The organism is Blastococcus sp. URHD0036, from assembly GCF_000701365.1.
In the GTDB taxonomy this organism is placed as follows: Bacteria; Actinomycetota; Actinomycetes; order Mycobacteriales; family Geodermatophilaceae; genus Trujillonella.
On record NZ_JNIK01000015.1, the window covers coordinates 1 to 18285 of the forward strand.

Below are 18285 nucleotides of genomic sequence, written 5' to 3' on the forward strand. Positions count from 1 at the left end.
AAGTACCCGGACCTGAAGATCGCCTGGTCCGAGGCCGGCATCGGCTGGATCCCGTTCTACCTGGACCGCTGCGACCGGCACTACACCAACCAGCGCTGGCTCGGCCACGACTTCAAGGGCAAGCTGCCCAGCGAGATCTTCAAGGAGCACTCGCTGGCCTGCTACGTCACCGACCCGACCGCGCTCAAGGTCCGCCACGACATCGGCGTCGACATCATCGCGTGGGAGTGCGACTACCCCCACTCCGACGCCATCTGGCCCAACGCCCCGGAGTACGTGCACGCCGAGATGGCCGGCGCCGGGGTCCCCGACGACGAGATGCACCAGATCCTCTGGCAGAACACCACCCGCTTCTTCGGCCTCGACCCGTTCACGCACATCGCCAAGGAGGACGCCACGGTCGGCGCCCTGCGCGCGCTGAGCCCCGACGTGGACACCGAGATCCGCTCCAAGCACGAGTGGCGCCGGCTGTACGACCTGCGTCAGCGCGCCCGCTGAGCTCTCTCTCCGGGCGTCCAGGACGACACGACCCCCTCTGCCGAGTGGCAGGGGGGGTCGTGTCGTGGATGGGGTGCGACATGATGGTGCATACGGCTGCCACCATCAGGGCATCCTCTGCGGGTACGCCGCTCCGACGGCGGAAGTCGTGCACCCGTGCACGCGTTGTCGGAAACAGGCTCCCGAGCACGGCGCCGCAGCGGCGGAGTCGGCGCCGACTCCGGGTCCGGTCCCTCCGGGGGGTGGGCCGGGTCGCCGGGTCGCGGTACCTGGTGGCCGGCCGTCGTCCCGTACCCGGGGCGCAGGAGCGGGACGTCATGTCCCGACGGGAGGAAAGGCCGCGGCACGTCGCCGCGGTCGCCGCCCGGCAGTTCGAAGGAGGAGTACGTGGCCCGACCTGGGCAGCGCCCGACGGGCGCTCGCCGTGCGGCCCCGCGGAACCAGCGGCGCGACCGCCAGCCGACCGACGTCGGCTCGGTGCTCGCGCGCGCGGTCCGCGAGGTGGAGGCGGCCGCCCAGCGTGGCCGCGTGACACCCGAGGTGCGCACGAAGTTCCAGGCGATCGCGCTCATGCTCCGGGAGGAGCGCGCGCGGGTCCGGGCCGACGGGTCGGGCAGCGACGCCCGCCGGACCGAGCAGCTCAAGCGCCTGGACGGCATCGCCACGATCCTGGCCACCACCGCCGTCCGCGAGGCGGGCCTGCTGGCGCTGCTGTCCGAGGACGCCGTCGTCTCCGACGCGGCACGGGCCCTGGCCCGGGACATGCTGCGCGCCGGTGGGGTCGAGCCGGTCATCGAGGAGGTCCCCGAGCCGGAGGCGCCGGCGGCACCCGCCGTCCCGGAGCGCCGGGTCGTGCCCCAGTCGGTCGTCTCCCGGCAGCTGGCCAACCCCTTCCTGGCCCCCGACTTCTCCGCCGCCCGCCCCGCGCCGGTGCGGCCGCGCCGCCTCGCCGGCTGGGAGCTGCTCGAGCCGCTGTTCAACTCCTTCGAGCGCGCCGGCGGCGGAGCGCCCGCCTGCATGGCGCTGCCGGAGCCGTCGCCGCGGATCCTGCCGCCGGGCCTGGAGCTCATGCCGCACCAGGCGCAGCTGGTCGCGGCGGCCGCGGCCGGGCACCGCACCTTCCTGCTCGCCGACGAGCCGGGTCTGGGCAAGACGGCCCAGTCGCTGCTCGCGGCCGAGGTGGCGCAGGCCTACCCGCTGCTCGTGGTCGTGCCGAACGTGGTCAAGACCAACTGGGCGCGGGAGGCGGGCCGCTGGGTGCCGCACCGCCCGGCGACGGTGATCCAGGGCAACGGCGAGACGATCGACGCGTTCGCCGACATCGTGATCGTCAACTACGAGGTGCTGGACCGGCACGTGGGCTGGATCGGCACCTTCGGCTTCCGCGGGATGGTCGTGGACGAGGCGCACTTCATCAAGAACCGGACCTCCCAGCGCAGCCAGCACGTGCTCGAGCTCTCCGAGCGGATCCGGGCCCGCGCCCCGCGCCCGCTGCTCATGGCGCTCACCGGCACGCCGCTGATCAACGACATCGACGACTTCCGGGCCATCTGGCAGTTCCTCGGCTGGATCGACGACTCCAAGCCGCTGGGTGGGCTGATGGAGCGGCTGGAGGACACCGGCCTGACGCCCGCGGACCCGGCCTTCTACCCGGCCGCGCGGCAGTGCGTGATCGACACCGGCATCGTCCGCCGCCGCAAGGTCGACGTCGCCGCCGACATCCCCGCCCGCCGCATCGCCGACCTCCCGGTCGAGCTCGACGACAAGGCCGGCCGGTCGATCCGGGCCGCCGAGCGCGAGCTGTCGCGGCGGCTGGTCTCCCGGTACGAGAGCGCGCTCGCGGCGCGGGCGTCGTCCGACGACGTCGTCGGCATCGACCGCGAGCTGGTCCGCCGGGTGGCCGGCTGGGAGCTCAAGGACACGAGCACGAAGACGACGGGCGAAAACGTCTTCAGCATGATGCGGCGGATCGGTCAGGCGAAGGCCGGCCTCGCCGCCGACTACGCGGCGCAACTGGCCCGCAGCGCCGGCAAGGTCGTGTTCTTCGCCAAGCACATCGACGTCATGGACACCGCCGAGGAGACCTTCACCAAGCTGGGGATCCGGTACTCCTCGATCCGCGGCGAGCAGACGCCCACGGTGCGCCAGCGCAACATCGACGCCTTCGTCAACGACCGGGAGGTCGCGGTCGCCGTCTGCTCGCTCACCTCCGCCGGTGTGGGGCTGAACCTGCAGGTGGCGTCCAACATCGTGCTCGCCGAGCTCTCCTGGACCGACGCCGAGCAGACCCAGGCCATCGACCGCAGCCACCGCATCGGGCAGACCGAGCCGGTGACGGCCTGGCGCATCCTCGCCGCGCAGACCATCGACTCCCGGATCGCCGAGCTGATCGACAGCAAGGCCGGCCTCGCCGCCCGGGCGCTCGACGGCTCCGACGAGGAGGTCTTCTCCTCCGCCGACGTCCAGCTCGAGGCCCTGGTCGCGATGCTGACCGACGCGCTGGAGGCCCGCGAGGCGGCCTGACCCTCAGCCCTCCAGCGGCTCGACGTCGTCGCCGGCGGCGATGTCGCCGGGTTCCTCGACGGTGGCGTAGAGGCCGAACACGACCTTGCCGCCGTCGGGCAGGTGGGCCACCGGGGTGCCGAGCTGGGACTCGAGCTCGCCGCGGTACCGGACGATCGACCTCAGCGTGTTGAAGTCGACGACCCCGGTGTCGGGGTTCTCGTTGGTGACGACGCAGCGGGGGACCGGCCCCACGACCCGGACGGTCGCCCCGCCGAGGCGGACCCGCCGGCCCACCCACGAGTCCTCCTCGTGCACGCCGACGCCGTCGACCTCGACGAGCATCCGGAACCGCCGGGCGTCCAGCGCCTCGCCGCCGGGGGTGACGCTGCGCAGGTGCGCCACGGTCGCCGCGGACACCAGCGTCACGGGGTGGACGTCGACGGCGGCACCGGCGACGTCGGGGGCGACCAGCGAGACCGGCTCCCCGACGAACTCGCCGAGCGCCGCCGAGAACGGGCCCTCGACCAGGTGCCCGGGGACCGGCCGCCCGTAAAAGTCGGTGACCACGGCCTCGCCCAGCTCGGTCGCCGTCCCGGTCACCGGCTCCCGGTCCGGGAGTCGCAGGGTGAGCCGGCCGTCGTCGTACTCCGCGCGGATCCGCACCAGCGGACCGTGGTGCTTGCCGTTGAACAGCCGGCCGCGGCCGTCGACGAGGTGGAAGCGCCGGTTGTCGGCCACGCCGTCCCGGGTGAGCGTCACGCCGGCGGGGGAGTGCAGCGCGGTGCCCTTCACGGGCGTCGTCGACAGGCTCGAGACGACGGGCATGGGTCTCCCATCCGAGGGCTGGTGGAGCACCGAGCCTAGGGAGCGCCGGCCGCTGCCGCGCAGCGCACCCCGGAAGGCCGACGGCGCATCGCGGGTTGCCTGCGGGGTGAGGCTCTCGCTGCTCGACCGCTCCCGCACCCGCGCGGGCTCCCCGGAGGGGGCGGCGCTGAGGCACACGGTGGAGCGGGCCGTCGCCGCCGAGCGGCTGGGGTACGAGCGCTTCTGGGTGGCCGAGCACCACGGCGTCCCGGGCATCGCGTCCGGGTCGCCGGCGGTCCTGCTCGCGGCGATCGGCGCGCGGACGGCGGGCATCCGGCTCGGCTCGGGCGGGGTGATGCTGCCCAACCACCAGCCGCTCGTGGTCGCCGAGCAGTTCCTGATGCTGGCCGGGCTGTACCCCGACCGGATCGACCTCGGCCTCGGGCGCTCCCTGGGCTTCACCCCGCCGGTGCGCCGCGCGCTGCGCCGGTCGGGTCAGGAGCCGGACACCTTCGCCGACGACGTCGCCGAGCTGCGCGCCTACCTGGAGTCGACCGCACCGGTCACCGCGCGGCCGGCGGCCGACGGCGCGGTCCCGCTGTTCGTCCTGGCCACCGGCCGGGGGACCGAGGTGGCCGCCCGGCTGGGCCTCCCGGTCGTGCTCGGCGGGCCGGTGCTCTCCGCGCCGGAGCTCGAGGACGTGCTCGCGGCCTACCGCCGGGACTTCCGGCCGCACCGGGGCAGCCGGCCGCACGTCACCGTGTCCCTCGACGTGCTGGTGGCCGACACCGACTCCGAGGCGCGGGAGCTGGCGCTGCCCGAGGTGTGGGCGATGGTCCGCTCGCGGCGCACCGGGGTCTTCGACGTCCTGGAGCCGGTACCGGCCATCCGCGGCCGGCGCTGGGACGACCAGGACGCCGACCGCGTGGAGCGCGGCCTCGCCGCCGTGACCGCCGGGAGTCCCGCGACGGTGCGCCGCCGTCTCGAGCAGCTCGCCGAGCGCACCGGCGCGGACGAGCTGCTCGCCAGCGGCGCCACGTTCGACCGGGCGGCGCTCGCCGCCTCGGACGCCGCGCTGGCCGCACTCCGCTGACCGCTCCCAGCCGACTCACAGTCAGCTCGCGGGAACGGCGGAGGCGGCGCCGCGAGAGTGGTGCTCCCCGCCCCTCAGGAGGACGACGTGGAGCACCGATACCGGTCGGACGGCCGCAGATGACCGCCCTCGCCCCGCCCGCTCCCGGACGTGTGCCCGCCACCGTGCCGGGGACCCGTGCGCGGACCGACGGGGTGGTCCGGCTCGGCGGGGCCGTCGTCCTGTGGGCCGGGGTGCTGCTCGTCACGTACTGGTGGACCACCGGGGGTGGCGTCCAGGAGCTCGGGAGCTGGTCCTCCGGACTGGAGTCCACCGGCCGGCTCACCGGCCTGCTGGCCGCGTTCCTGCTGCTCGTGCAGGTGCTGCTCATGGCGCGGGTCCCGGTGCTCGAGCGCGCGTACGGCCAGGACCGGCTCGCCCGCATCCACCGCTGGGTGGGCTTCACCTCGTTCGACCTGGTGGTTGCCCACGCCGTCCTCATCACGTGGGGCTACGCCGCCGGCGAGCTGCGCCGGACGCCGGCGACGCTGTGGGACCTGACCGCCCACTACCCGGGGATGCTGCTGGCCGTCGCGGGAACCGCCTGCCTGGTGCTGGTGGTCGTGACGAGCGTGCGCGCGGCGCGGCGCCGGCTGCGCTACGAGTCGTGGCACCTGCTGCACCTGTACGCCTACCTGGGCGTGGGCCTGGCCCTGCCGCACCAGCTGTGGACGGGGCAGGACTTCGTCGGCTCCCTCGGCCGCACCGTCTTCTGGTGGGGGCTCTACGGCGCCGCGGCCGGTGCGGTGCTCGTCTGGCGGGTCGCGCTGCCGCTGTGGCGGACGGCGCGGGCGGGTCTGCGGGTCACCGCCGTCGTCGCCGAGTCCGCCGACGTCGTGAGCGTGTACATGTCCGGGCGGGCCGGCCGGGTGCCCGGCGAGGCCGGGCAGTTCTACGGCTTCCGCTTCCTCTCCGGCCACGGCTGGTCCCGGTCGCACCCCTACTCGCTGTCGGCAGCGCCGAACGGCCGGGACCTGCGGATCACCGTGGAGGTCGTCGGGGACGGGACCGCGGAGCTGCAGTACCTGCGCCCCGGCACCCGCGTGCTCGTGGAGGGGCCGCACGGCCGGCTGTCCCCTCGGGCGCGGACCCGGCCGCGGGTGGCGCTGATCGGGGCCGGCATCGGCATCACCCCGCTGCGCGCGCTCGCCGAGGGTCTGGACTACGCGCCCGGCGACGCCGTGCTGCTGCACCGCTACTCGGGGGACCCGCTGTTCCGGCACGAGCTGGAGTCCCTGGCGGCGCAGCGGGGGCTGCAGGTGCTCTGGCTGCCGGGGCACCGGCGGACGACGGGGTCGTGGCTGCCCGACGTCGGCAGCCGTGCCCCCGATGCCGCGCTGCTGACGCACTGGGTGCCGGACCTCGCCGACCGGGACGTCTACGTCTGCGGGCCCGACCCCTGGGCCGATGCCGTCCGCCGGTCGTGTGCCGACGCCGGCCTGCCCACCGATCGTTGTCACGTCGAGAGCTTCGGGTGGTGAGTGGGATGCGGCGCATCGTCCTCTGGGTCATGAGCACGCTGACCGTGCTGGTGCTGGTCTTCGGCTACTCCACCTCCACCTCGTCGCGGATGTCGGCGACGAGCGACTCCTCGGTGGTCGAGCCGGTCACGGGGACGGCGTCGTCGGGGTCGGGGTCGTCGGGGTCGTCGTCGTCGGGCTCGTCGGGCTCGGCGACGTCGGGCGGGGGAGCGGACCCGGTCACCGTGACCGGCGACGCGGCCTCGACGCGGTGGGGGCCCGTGCAGGTCCAGCTGACCGTGCAGGACGGCACCATCACCGACGTCTCGGTCGTCCGGTACCCGGACGGGAACGGCAGGGACCAGCAGATCAACGCCCGGGCCCTGCCGATCCTGGTGCGCGAGACGCTCGCCGCCCAGGGCGCGGGCATCGACATGGTCAGCGGGGCGACGGTGACCAGCAACGGTTACCTCGACTCGTTGCAGAGTGCGCTCGACCAGGCCGGGCTGTGACCGCCACCCCGCGGCCGATCTCCCGCCGCGTCGAGCACCTGATGGGCATGCCGGTGAGCCTGGCGCTGCGCGGCGAGCACAGCGACGACGCGCTCGCCCGGGATGCGTGGGCGGGGGCGCTGGCCGTCCTGCGCGAGGCCGACCGGGTGTTCAGCACCTACCGGCCGGACTCCTACGTCTCCCGGCTGGCCCGCGGCGAGATCGGGGTCGAGGACTGCCCGGTCGAGGTCGCGGAGGTGCTCGACCTCGGTGCCGAGGCGGAACGGGCCTCGGGCGGGGCGTTCTCCGTCCGCCGCCCGGGTGCCGACGGTCGCGTGCGGCTGGACCCCACGGGTGTGGTCAAGGGGTGGGCCGTCGAGCGGGCGTCCGCGGCGCTGGCCGAGCTGCCGGACACCGACTGGTGCCTGTCGGCCGGCGGCGACATGACCTGCCGCACCGTCGACCCGGACGGCGCACCGTGGCGGATCGGGATCGAGGACCCGGCCGACCCGCGGCGGGTGCTGGCCGTCGTCCCGGTGCTCACCGGCGCCGTGGCCACCTCGGGCGCGACCCACCGGGGCGCGCACGTCGTGGACGGCCGCACCGGCCGGCCGCCGGAGGCCGTCGCGTCGGTGACGGTGGTCGCCGGCTCGCTGACCTGGGCCGACATCGACGCGACGGCGGCCTACGCGCGCGGTCCCGAGGCGGCGCGGTGGCTGGAGACCCGGCCGGGCCGCTCCGGTCTGGTGGTCTGGGACGACGGTTCCACCACCCTCGTGGAGCCGGTCACGAGGGCGGCCGGCTGAGACAACAGTCAGCGTTGTCCCGGAACCGGCCACACCCGTGGTCGGGATGGCCGGTCCAGGGACAACGCTCCGCCGGGGAGGGGAGTGGCGGCCGAGGATCAGGCCCGGGCGATGGCGTCCAGCACCTTGAGCTTCGCCGCCCGGCGGGCCGGGCCGACGGCGGCCAGCACACCGATCAGCGCGGCGACGAGCAGGAAGATCGCCATCCGGCCGACCGGGACGGCGAGCTCGCTGATGCCCTCCTCGGACAGCGCACGGCTGAGCGCCACGCCGAAGAGGGTGCCGAGCACCAGCCCGAGCACCGCGCCGTAGATCGAGATCGCGACCGCCTCCAGCCGCACCATCCGGCGCAGCTGGCCACGGCCGAGACCCACGGCGCGCAGCAGCCCGATCTCGCGGGTCCGCTCGATCACCGACATCGCGAGGGTGTTGACGATGCCGAGCGCCGCGATGATCACCGACAGCACCAGCATGGCGTTGATCAGCAGGAGGAGCTGGTCGACCTGGCCCTTCTGCTCGTCCCGGAACTCGCCCTGGTCCTTGAGGTCCACGACCGGGTACGGCGCGAGCGCCTCCTCCAGCGCCGGCCGGACCTCGTCCGGCGACGTCCCGCCGGCCAGGTCCACGTACAGGAAGCGGTCCTGGTCGGTCCCGCCCAGCGCGGCGTGGGTGTCCAGGGAGACCAGCGTGGAGCCCACCACCTGGTTGGACTCGAAGATGCCGCCGACGGTGAGTTCGCGCTCCCGCCCGTCGACGCTCAGCGCCTGGACCGGGTCGCCGACCGACCAGCCGTGGCTCTCCGCGGTCCCCTCGTCCACGACGAGGCCGTCGCCGGACAGGCCCTCGGCCGACCCGTCCACGAAGGTCAGGTCGATGCTGCGGCCCAGGCCGGCCGGGTCGATCCCGGTGACGAAGCTGGTGTCGCCGTCCAGCTGGACCTGGCCGAAGCGCATCTGCGTCACGTCCTCGACGCCGTCGGTGCCGGACACGGCGGCGGCGACGTCGGGACTGAACGGCAGGCCGACGGCGCTGGAGACGACGAACTGCGACCGCACCGAGCCGGTGATGAGCGCGTCCACGCTCTTGTTCGTCGACGCCCCGATGACACTGAACGCGCTCACGAGCGCGAGGCCGATCATCAGGGCCGAGGCGGTGGCGGCGGTGCGCCGCGGGTTGCGGACGGCGTTCTCGCGGGCGAGCCGCCCCGTCGTCCCCCAGACCCGGGGGAGCACCCCGCCGACGACCCGCAGGAACGGCCGGGCCAGCACCGGGCTCAGGGCCGTCGCGCCGAGGATGAGCAGGAGCGCGCCGAGCCCGACCAGGGAGGCAGCGTTCCCGCCGTCGTCGGTGAGGGTGCCGCCGACCAGCGCCGCGGCGCCGAGGACGGTCAGCACCGTGCCGAGGACCGTGCGGCGGCGCAGGCCGCGCTCGGAGGTCACCACGTCGTCGCGCATCGCGGCGACCGGGGGCGTCCGGGCGGCCCGCCGGGCCGGCACGTAGGCGGCGACCACCGTGACGACGATGCCGATCGCGTAGCACCACAGCACGGTGTCCAGCGCGAAGACCAGGCTGCCGTCGAGCGTCAGCCCGAACGAGCCGAACAGCGCGCGCAGACCGGCGGCGATCCCGTAGCCGGCGGCGAGGCCCACGGTCGAGCCGACCACGCCCATCGCGAGCGCCTCGGCCAGCACCGAGCGGGTCACCTGGGCGCGGCTGGCACCGAGGGCCCGCAGCAGCGCCAGCTCGCGGGTGCGCTGGGCGACCAGCATCGAGAAGGTGTTCACGATGATGAACCCGCCGACGAACAGCGCGACGCCGGCGAAGACGAGCAGGAAGACGTTGAAGAACGACAGGGCCTCGCCGAAGTCCGAGGCCAGGCTGTCGGCCTGCTCCTGAGCGGTCTTGACGTCGTAGTCGTCCCCGATCGCGGCGGCCACCCGCGCGGCGAGCTCGTCGTCGTCCACGCCGGCCGCGGCCGCGACCCCGATGCCGCTGAACTGCCCGGGCTCGGTCAGCAGCTCCTGCGCGGTCCCGGTGTCGAACGCCGTGAGCGTCGCGCCGGCCAGGCCGCCGGAGTCGCCGAACCGGAAGGTGCCCACGAGCTCGGCCTCGATCCGCGGCCCGGGCGTGAGCAGCGGGATGGTGTCGCCGATCTGGTAGCCGGTCTCCTCGGCGGCGTTGGTGTCGATCGCCACCTCGCCGGGGCCCTCCGGCGCGCGGCCGTCGACGAGCGTGTTGGGCGACACCGAGGGCTCGGTGTTCCAGTTGATGCCCAGGCCCGGCGCGCCGCCGGTGTCGAGCACGTCGCCGTCGCGGTCGAGGATGTAGACGCCCTCGGCCTGCACGTAGCCCTCGACGGCGGCGACCCCCTCGACGTCGGCGATCTCGTCGACGACCCCGGCCGGGACGTAGCTGGTGGCGCCGCCGGCGCCGGTGCCGTCGAGCCCCTGCTCGAACGCGGCGGCGCGGGCGACGTTGACGTCGGCCGAGGTGCTGGTGAACAGGTCGTTGAAGGTCTTGCTGAGGGTGTCGGTGAAGATCAGGGTCCCGCCGACGAAGGCCACGCCGAGCACGATCGCCAGACCGGAGAGCAGCAGGCGCACCTTGTGCGCGAGCAGGTTCCGCCAGGTGGTGCGCCACATGTCAGTGCGTCCCCGCCGCCGAGGTCTCGGGGTCGAAGGCCTTCATGCGCTCCAGGACCCGGTCGGCGGTCGGCGCGAGCATCTCGTCGACGATCCGGCCGTCGGCCAGGAACAGGACCCGGTCGGCATAGCCGGCGGCCAGGGGGTCGTGGGTGACCATGACGACCGTCTGCCCCATGTCGTGCACCGACTGGCGGAGGAAGCCGAGGACGTCGGCGCCGCTGCGCGAGTCCAGGTTCCCGGTCGGCTCGTCGGCGAAGACGATCTCCGGGCGGCCGGCCAGCGCGCGGGCGCAGGCCACCCGCTGCTGCTGCCCGCCGGAGAGCTCGCTCGGGCGGTGCGCCAGCCGCGGCCGCAGGCCGACGGTGTCGATGACGACGTCCAGCCACGCCTGGTCGGGCTTGCGGCCGGCGATGTCCATCGGCAGCGTGATGTTCTCCAGGGCGGTCAGCGTGGGGAGCAGGTTGAACGCCTGGAACACGAAGCCGACCTGGTCGCGGCGCAGCACCGTCAGCTTCTTGTCGTCGAGCGAGCTGAGGTCGGTCTCGCCGATGAAGGCCGAGCCCTCGCTGACCGAGTCCAGCCCCGCCATGCAGTGCATCAGCGTCGACTTGCCCGACCCGGACGGCCCCATGATCGCGGTGAACCGGCCGCGCTCGAAGTCGACGTCGATGGAGTCGAGGGCCACGACGCGGGTGTCGCCCTCGCCGAAGACCTTGGTCAGCCCGCGGCCCCGGGCGGCGGGGAGGGCGGGGGCCTCGCCGGCGGGCTCGGGCGTTGCGGCGTGCGGGGACGAACTCACGGGAGGACTCCTGGGGATCGAGGGTGGCCCGTCGGCTCGGGCGACGCTATTGACCGCCGACGGCCGTGGCCAGGGACTTTCGGGACGCGTGGTACTCGTGGGAGATGGGCCTCGTGGGAGATGGGCCTCGTGCGGACTCAGTCGTAGACGACCGCGGTCCGCAGCACGACGTCCTGCACGGACAGGTTGCGTCGGCTGACCAGCACCCAGAAGAGGCCGGGGAGGAACAGGACGCACAGGACCGCGCGCGCGGCCGCGTGCAACGGGTGCAGCCGGGCGCCGCCGCGACTCACCACCCGCAGGCCCATGAACTGGTCGCCGTGGGTGCGCCCCGGCCCCGCCCAGGTCACGGTCCAGTACAGGACGAGGCCGATCCCGACCGCCAGGACGACCCACTCGTACTCCGGCGCGGACAGCCGGAAGGCCGTCGGGTCCAGCAGCAGCCGGAACCCGGCCCAGCCCGCGTAGCCCAGCGTGAGGACGAGCAGCACGAGGGCCACGTCCACGACGTTCGCCGCCGCGCGCGTGACGACGCCGGCCGGGCGGCCGTGCGCGGTCGCCCGGGCCGAGGGCACGACCGGCGCCGGATCGGGGACGGCGCGCCAGGGGAAGCGGGCGTCCCCGGCGGGTGCCGGCGGATCCGGGGGGAGGGGGGCATCCGGGGACGGCGCGCCCAGGTCCGGCCGCGGTTCGGTGCGGGTCATGGCGCGTCCCCCGGATCGGCGTCGTGGCGCCCGTGCCGGCGCAGCAGCAACCGGTCGACCATCCGCTCGACCGCCCGGTCGGCGTCGGCGCCCTGGTCGCGGGCGCCGCGGGCCACCTCGGTGGACACCGACGCGGTGGAGGACCGGATGATCGCCGGCAGGTCGATCTCGGCGATCACGTAGCGGGCGATCTCGACGACGTTGGCGCGGGCGATGACCGGGTCGAGGTCGAGCCGGGCGGCGATGCGGTCGATGTCGACCCGGGCGACGATGCCGTCGAGGTCGAGCCGTTCGACCACGCGCCCGATGTCGACCCGGGCCACGATCTCGTCCAGGTCGACCCGGTCGATCACCCGGCGGATGTCGACCTTCTCCACCAGGGTGTTCAGGTCCAGCCCGGCGGCGATCGCGTCGATGTCGACGCGGTCCACGACGCGGTCCACGTCGAGGCGGGCGGCCACGGCGTCGACGTCCAGCCGCGCGGCCACGGCGTCCACGTCGAGCCGGCCGGCGATCCGGTCGATGTCGACGTACCGCTCCACCAGCCCGGCCACGTCGAGGCGGGACATGACCCCGGCGGCGACCCGGGGGAGCAGCGCGTCGACCAGCGGGCCCAGGCGGCGTGCGCCGAGCGTCCGGACGTCGGTGGCGGCGGTGTGCGCCCCCCGGGCCAGCGCCGGCCGCAGGCGGGGGACGTGCGACTGGCGGGAGAGCGCGATCCGGGCGGCCCGGGCGGCGTTCTCGGTGACCAGGCGGGCGACCACCGCGGAGACCGACACGACCGCGACCATGGCGGCGACGGTGTCGCCGACGACGTCGGGCACCGGGATCGTCGTCCGGCTCATGGGTCCTCCCGCTCCTGGGGACGCCATGGTCGACCGGGAGGGGCCGGGGCCTCCTCATCCTCGACGGGTGATACCGCCGGGTCGTCCGCGCAAGACGATGCCCCTGGTCGCCTTCCCCGTGACCTACGGCTCCGCGGCAGGGCACGAGGACCCTCACCCGTCCCCCGGGTGGGGGCCAGTCTCGTCGGCAGCGGGCGGATCGACCGGACCGTCGGTGGCACCCCGCCGACGGCCAGCGCACCACCGACGTCGGAGGCGAGCAATGCCTGCCCAGCCCGTGTCCCTCACCCCTCAGCCAGGAGTCCCCCGGCCGAGGGGCCCGCAGCCGGGAGCTCCGGAACCCAGCGGCTGGTCCGACCTGCTGTCCGGGAAGCTCGAGCCCGCCCTCGTGGCCACCCCGACCCGCCGGCGGCCGCGGCTGCTGGCGGCGCTCACCTCGGCCGTGGAGCAGGCGCCGCTCACGCTGATCAGCGGCCCGGCAGGGGCCGGCAAGACCGCCCTCGCCGCGTCCTGGCGGGACGCCCGGCCCGAGCACCGGGACGTCGGCTGGCTGACCCTCGACGGCTTCGACGACGACCCGGGCACCTTCTGGAGCTACGCGGTGGAGGCGCTCGCCCGGGCAGGGGCGGACCTGGGCGGTCTCGGCCGCCCGGTGCCCGGGCAGTCGCTCCCGGCGTCGTTCGTCCCCCACCTGGCGGCTGCGCTGATGGCGCAGAGCCGGCCGGTGGTCCTGGTCGTCGACAACGCCGACCACCTGGTGGACCGGCAGATCACCGGCGCGATAGACCTGCTGATCCGCAATGCCGGTGCCCGGCTGCGCCTGGTCCTGTGCGCGCGCTCGGACCCGCAACTGCCCCTGCACACCTACCGGCTGGCCGGCGTGCTGGCCGAGATCCGCTCCGCCGACCTGGCCTTCACCCCCACCGAGACCGCCGACCTGCTCGCCGCCGCCGGTGTGCCGGCGACCCCGGACGTCGCCGCGCGGCTGGCCGAGCTGACCGAGGGATGGGCGGTCGGCCTCCGGCTCGCCGTCGCGCCGCTGAAGCGGGGGATGGCCCCCGAGGAGCTCGTCGCGGCGCTGGTCCAGGACGACGGCAGCGTGGCGCAGTACCTGTTCGAGGAGGTCCTCCGCGACCAGCCCGCCGGGGTGCGCCGGTTCCTGCTGCGCGTCAGCGTGACCGACGAGCTCTGGCCGGACCTGGTCGACCGGCTGGGCGGCCGGCCCAACGGCCGCCGGGTGCTCGCGGCGCTCGCCTCCACCAACGCCTTCGTCGAGCACTCACCCGGTGCACCGGGGGGATTCCGGATCCACGCGCTCTTCCGGGAGATGCTCCGCGCCCAGCTCGCCTACGCCCACCCCACCGAGGTGACGCGGCTGCACCGGGTCTGTGCGGCCTGGTACGACGCCGCGGGTGCCGGGCCGGCGGCGGTCCACCACGCCGTGGCGGCGCGGGACTGGTCGCTGGCCACGCACCTCCTCGTCGAGGACCTGCTGATCGGGCACGCGCTGGCCCACCGGTCCGATGCGGCGCTGCCGGACCTGGCCGCCCTCCCGGCCGACCTGGCCGCCCCCGACGCCGTCGTCGTGCGTGCCGCCACCGCGCTGTCCACCGGCGGCCTGCCCACGCCGGCGGACCTCGCGATCGCCACCGAGGCCGCCGGCGACCCGGCGAACGGGCTGGCGCTGCGGGCCACCGCGGCGGTGGTGTCGGTGGCCGGGGCGGCGTTCCGGGGGGCGACCGACCTGCCGCCGGACGCCCCCGGCGCCGCCGACGACCTCGTCGCCGCGCTGCCCCGGGAGCGGGACGCCGAGCGGCGCGACATGACCGCGGTCCTCTCGACGGCCCGTTTCCTGCGCACCCTCGCCTCCGACCGGCCGACCCCCGTGCTCCTCGCCGACCTCGGGGCGGCCGCCGTGGCGGCGAACGCGGCCGGGTCGCGGCCGCTGCGGGGCTGGCCGGTGGCCTACCTCGCCCTCCTCGAGGCCCTGGCCGGGCGGTTGTCGCGGGCCGAGCGGCTGGCGCGTGACGCCGCCGCCGGGTGGGCCGACGGGCCCGGCGCCGAGGGCAGTCCGTGCCCGGCCGTGGCGGTCGCCCGTGCGTGGGTGCACCTGGGCCGCTTCGAGCTGGAGGCGGCCCGCGAGTGCGCCGACCGTGCCGCCGCGCAGACGGCGGGGTCCCTGGACGAGCGGTTCACCGCGCCGCTCCTGGCGGTGGTGGACAGCTGCCTGCTCCGCGTGCGGCACGAGTACGCCGCCGCCGAGGACGTCCTGCGGCCCCACGTCCTCGATGCCGGCCTGCCGCGGTGGATCCGCGAGGAGGTGCTGACCGAGGCCGTGCGGATCGCGCTCGCCCGGGGCCGTCTCGTGGAGGCGACCGCCGTGCTGGACGCCGCGGACGACGACACCGGGTGGACCGTGCGGTGGCGGGCCACCACCGCGCTGCTCGACCACTCCGCCGCGGTGGCGGTGCCACGGCGCGAGCCGCTGGGCGCGCGCGACGGGTCGCCGATCGTCGCGGTCCAGAGCGGCGTGGTCCGGGCCTGCCAGCACCTGGAGGCCGGCGCCGTCCCCGCGGCCGTGGGCGAGCTGTCCCGGGCGCTGGACGCGGCCGCGCGGGAGACCCTGCGGTGGCCCTTCCTCGACGCCCCGCTCCAGGCCCGGCGGCTGCTGCGCACCCACCCGGACCTGCGTGGTCATGCGGAGTGGCTGAGCCTCACGCCCCCCGACCGGCCCGTCCGCGGAGCCGGGGCGGCTCCCGGACCGGCGCGGCCGGCGCCCCCGGTCCAGGACCTCAGCGAGCGCGAGCGGGAGGTGCTCGTGCACCTCGCCGAGATGCTGTCGACCACGGAGATCGCGGCGACGATGTTCATCTCGGTGAACACCGTGCGCACGCACATCCGCAGCATCCTGCGCAAGCTGTCGGCGACCCGCCGCAACCAGGCGGTCCGCCGCGCGCGCGAGCTGGGGGTCATCTGAGCGGGCCCGCAGGGGCGATCACCCGTACCGGATGACGTGGGACGGCGGGGCACGGGGCCACGGTCGACAGACGTCCACGTGCCGCACCCCGGCCCCGCCCGCCGAACCTCCCCGGGAGATCTCCATGACCAGCCAGCTCGACTCGGCCGCCGTGCTCGACCAGATGGGCCCGATCGACTACTTCGTCGTCGGTTTCGAGAACGACCAGCTGCGCGGTGAGGCCTTCCCGCTCCTCATCGACCTGGTCGACCGGGGCATCGTGCGCATCCTGGACCTCGCCTTCATCCGCAAGGAGGAGGACGGCCGGATGACGATCCTCAGCCAGGTGGACCTCGAGCGGATGCAGGCCCTGGACGCCGCCCTCTTCGACGGGGCGGCGTCCGGTGTGCTGCGCCAGGAGGACCTGGAGGAGGCGGCCGTCGCGCTCGACCCGGGGACCTCCGCCGGCGTGCTGGTCTACGAGAACGTGTGGGCCGCACCGTTCGTGGCCGCGATCCGCCGGGCCGGTGGCTACGTCGCCGCGACCGGGCACGTCCCGGTCTCCGAGCTGGTCGCGGCCCTCGACGCCCTGGAGGCGGAGGAGGCGGCCGGGTAGACCCGGCCGACGGCGCACCCCGATCCGAGGTGATCTCCGATGAGCGATCCCCGCCCGCGCCCGCGGCCCGGCCAGGGCCCCCTCTACCGGTACGAGCTCCGCATCCGCACCCGCATGGCGCCCGCGCTCACCGCCAGCTTCGGGCAGGTCGCCGAGCAGGCCGTCGTCCCGCGCGCACCGGTCCGCCGGCTGGCCGTGATCCGGGACGCCGACGACGCCGTCGACCTCCCGGCGGTGGTGCAGCGGCTCCTGGAGTGCGACGTCGCCGTCCTGGACGCCCGCCGGTGCGGTCCCCCTCCGCCGCGGGACACCGCACGCGAGGACACCGCACGCGAGGACACCGGACCGTGAACGCGCTGCAGGTGAGCGCCGTCTGTGTCGGCGCCGTCGCCCTGGTGCTCTCCGTGCTGTCGGTGCGCGCCCGGTGGCGCTTCCGGCGGCTGCCGGGCTCGTTCCGGTGCCGCCTCGGCCCCGCCGTCCGCTGGCGCCGCCGGCCGGCCGACTGGCGGGTCCGCCGGACCCGCGCGGTGTGGGTCCGGGACGTCCTGCTGGTCCAGTCGGGGGCCCTCCGGATGGGCGTCACCCCGGTGTGCGCCTCCGTGGCCCGCGACGCGTCGATCGAGGAGCTCGAGCCCTTCACCACCCGCGGACTGGGCCTGCACGCCGTGGCGCTCCAGCTGACCGCCGAGGACGGGCGTGCCCTCGTGGTCGCGACCGCCGGCCGGGACCGCACAGCCCTCGTCGGGCCGTTCCTGACCGCCGCGGTGCCGGGGCTGCCCCGGGCACCGCGCGGGCAGGCGTCCGACGGGCGCGGCGCGTGAGCACCCGGCCGGTCAGGATCGTCCCCGCGGGATGACGACCCGCCTCCCCCCGGCCGGAGACCGTTCCCCCAGGACACCCACGGGCGAGGAGGTGCACGGATGACCGGCAGCACCGGCAGCGCCGCGGGCGCCTCCCAGCAGGACCGGGTCGACCCCGCTGCGGCGGGCCCGTCCCGGAGCGGGGGCTGGAACGCCTGGACCGGGTGGATCGTCTTCGCCGCCGTCCTGCTGATCCTGGTCGGCGTCCTCCAGGCGGTGCAGGGGCTGGTCGCGCTCTTCGACGACGGGTCCTACGCGGTCGGGTCCGACGGACTGGCCGTCCCCGTGGACTACACCGTCTGGGGCGTGATGCACCTGCTGGTCGGCACGCTCGCCGTGCTCATCGGCGTCGGGCTGCTCGCGGGCAACATGGTCGCCCGCGGCGCAGCCGTGGTGCTCGCGACCTTCAGCGCCATCGCCAGCCTCGCCTTCCTCCCGGCACGGCCGGTCTGGTCGCTCGTCGTGATCGCGCTCGACGTGGTCGTGATCCACGCCGTCGTCGTGCACGGGGGCGAGCTGGAGAAGTGATGTCCCCTCCGCGCGCCCACCCGCGCCCACCCGCTCGAGAGGAAGCCCGATGACCGCCTCGGTGTCCAACCCCTACGCCGGCTCTCCCGCGTCGAAGCACACCGGCATCCGGATCGCCGTGGCGGTCCTGGGCCTGGCCACGGTCGTCCTCGGCGTCGTCCTGCTGTTCAACCCGGTGGCGGCGGCGAAGTCCCTCGCCCTGCTGGTGGGGCTGGCCTTCATCGTCGGCGGGCTGCTCGAGATCGCGGTCGGGTGGGACACCCGGCTGCGGTGGGTGTCGGCCGTGCTCGGCGCCGTGCTCGTGGTCGGCGGTCTGCTCGCCATCGCCTGGCCGGACGCCACCCTGTGGGCCATCGCGCTGATCACCGGCCTGTCCCTGCTCGCGCACGGGGTCGGCCGGATCGCCCTGGCGGTGGCCATGCGGCACGAGGTCCACAACTGGGGCTGGCTGGCGCTCGCCGGTGCCTTCGGGGTGCTGTTCGGGATCGCCGCCCTCGCCTGGCCCGAGGCGACGGTGCTCGTGCTCTGCCTCGTCCTCGGCGCCCAGATCACCGTCTTCGGCCTGCTCATCACGGCCGCCGCGTTCATTCCCGGCGGCATCTCCTCTCGGGTCCCGGCCGGGGCCTGACCGCCACA

General features: G+C 75.1%; 17 protein-coding genes. 12 read left to right on the top strand and 5 right to left on the bottom strand.

Annotated features, from left to right (window positions below):
- Positions 1–498: amidohydrolase family protein (locus N555_RS0114205; RefSeq protein WP_029432159.1), on the top strand; the 498-nt coding region annotated here is incomplete at its 5' end.
- 387 nt (positions 499–885) lie between these two features.
- A complete protein-coding gene (locus N555_RS0114210; protein ID WP_029432160.1) occupies positions 886–3021 on the top strand; it encodes a DEAD/DEAH box helicase in 2136 nt (711 codons plus the stop codon).
- A gap of 3 nt (positions 3022–3024) precedes the next feature.
- Here N555_RS0114210 and N555_RS0114215 read toward each other — a convergent pair whose 3' ends face one another.
- The gene (locus tag N555_RS0114215) at positions 3025–3828 is read right to left on the bottom strand and encodes an MOSC domain-containing protein (RefSeq protein WP_029432161.1); all 804 of its coding nucleotides are present in this window, start codon (positions 3826–3828) and stop codon (positions 3025–3027) included.
- A gap of 106 nt (positions 3829–3934) precedes the next feature.
- Between N555_RS0114215 and N555_RS0114220 the strand changes: the two genes are divergently transcribed.
- The 4 genes from N555_RS0114220 to N555_RS0114235 all read left to right on the top strand — a co-directional run bounded on the left by N555_RS0114220 (position 3935) and on the right by N555_RS0114235 (position 7696).
- Positions 3935–4900, top strand: coding sequence for an MsnO8 family LLM class oxidoreductase (locus tag N555_RS0114220; RefSeq protein WP_029432162.1), 966 nt, complete (start codon positions 3935–3937; stop codon positions 4898–4900).
- 119 nt (positions 4901–5019) lie between these two features.
- Positions 5020–6420, top strand: coding sequence for a ferredoxin reductase family protein (locus N555_RS0114225; protein WP_029432163.1), 1401 nt, complete (start codon positions 5020–5022; stop codon positions 6418–6420).
- Positions 6421–6425: 5 nt separating this feature from the next.
- Entirely contained in the window at positions 6426–6911 is a 486-nt protein-coding gene (locus N555_RS0114230) for an FMN-binding protein (RefSeq protein WP_029432164.1), read from the top strand.
- Positions 6908–7696: an FAD:protein FMN transferase gene (locus N555_RS0114235; RefSeq protein ID WP_034510689.1), complete on the top strand. Its 789-nt coding sequence runs from the start codon at positions 6908–6910 to the stop codon at positions 7694–7696. Before N555_RS0114230 ends, N555_RS0114235 begins: the two co-directional genes overlap by 4 nt.
- 98 nt (positions 7697–7794) lie before the next feature.
- Here N555_RS0114235 and N555_RS0114240 read toward each other — a convergent pair whose 3' ends face one another.
- From N555_RS0114240 to N555_RS27475, 4 genes are all read right to left on the bottom strand, one after another.
- A complete protein-coding gene (locus N555_RS0114240; protein ID WP_029432166.1) occupies positions 7795–10338 on the bottom strand; it encodes an ABC transporter permease in 2544 nt (847 codons plus the stop codon).
- A gap of 1 nt (position 10339) precedes the next feature.
- A complete protein-coding gene (locus N555_RS0114245; RefSeq protein WP_029432167.1) occupies positions 10340–11140 on the bottom strand; it encodes an ABC transporter ATP-binding protein in 801 nt (266 codons plus the stop codon).
- A 137-nt stretch (positions 11141–11277) separates the two neighbouring features.
- A complete protein-coding gene (locus N555_RS0114250) occupies positions 11278–11844 on the bottom strand; it encodes an RDD family protein (RefSeq protein ID WP_081866230.1) in 567 nt (188 codons plus the stop codon).
- Positions 11841–12689 (bottom strand): hypothetical protein, encoded by an 849-nt coding sequence (locus N555_RS27475; RefSeq protein WP_051684080.1) that lies wholly within the window; start codon positions 12687–12689, stop codon positions 11841–11843. The genes N555_RS0114250 and N555_RS27475 overlap by 4 nt, the downstream gene beginning before the upstream one ends.
- A 388-nt stretch (positions 12690–13077) precedes the next feature.
- Between N555_RS27475 and N555_RS0114260 the strand changes: the two genes are divergently transcribed.
- From N555_RS0114260 to N555_RS0114285, 6 genes are all read left to right on the top strand, one after another.
- Complete coding sequence (locus N555_RS0114260; protein ID WP_029432170.1) at positions 13078–15666, top strand: LuxR C-terminal-related transcriptional regulator; 2589 nt, start codon at positions 13078–13080, stop codon at positions 15664–15666.
- A gap of 124 nt (positions 15667–15790) precedes the next feature.
- Positions 15791–16261, top strand: a complete 471-nt coding sequence (locus N555_RS0114265) for a DUF6325 family protein (protein WP_197029028.1) — start codon at positions 15791–15793, stop codon at positions 16259–16261.
- Positions 16262–16300: 39 nt separating this feature from the next.
- A complete protein-coding gene (locus N555_RS0114270; protein ID WP_029432172.1) occupies positions 16301–16612 on the top strand; it encodes a hypothetical protein in 312 nt (103 codons plus the stop codon).
- Positions 16609–17082, top strand: coding sequence for a hypothetical protein (locus N555_RS0114275; protein ID WP_029432173.1), 474 nt, complete (start codon positions 16609–16611; stop codon positions 17080–17082). Before N555_RS0114270 ends, N555_RS0114275 begins: the two co-directional genes overlap by 4 nt.
- 99 nt (positions 17083–17181) lie before the next feature.
- On the top strand, positions 17182–17649 hold the full coding sequence (locus tag N555_RS0114280; RefSeq protein WP_029432174.1) for a DUF7144 family membrane protein: 468 nt from the start codon (positions 17182–17184) through the stop codon (positions 17647–17649).
- A gap of 49 nt (positions 17650–17698) precedes the next feature.
- Complete coding sequence (locus N555_RS0114285) at positions 17699–18277, top strand: HdeD family acid-resistance protein (RefSeq protein ID WP_029432175.1); 579 nt, start codon at positions 17699–17701, stop codon at positions 18275–18277.
- The last annotated feature ends 8 nt before the right edge of the window (positions 18278–18285 follow it).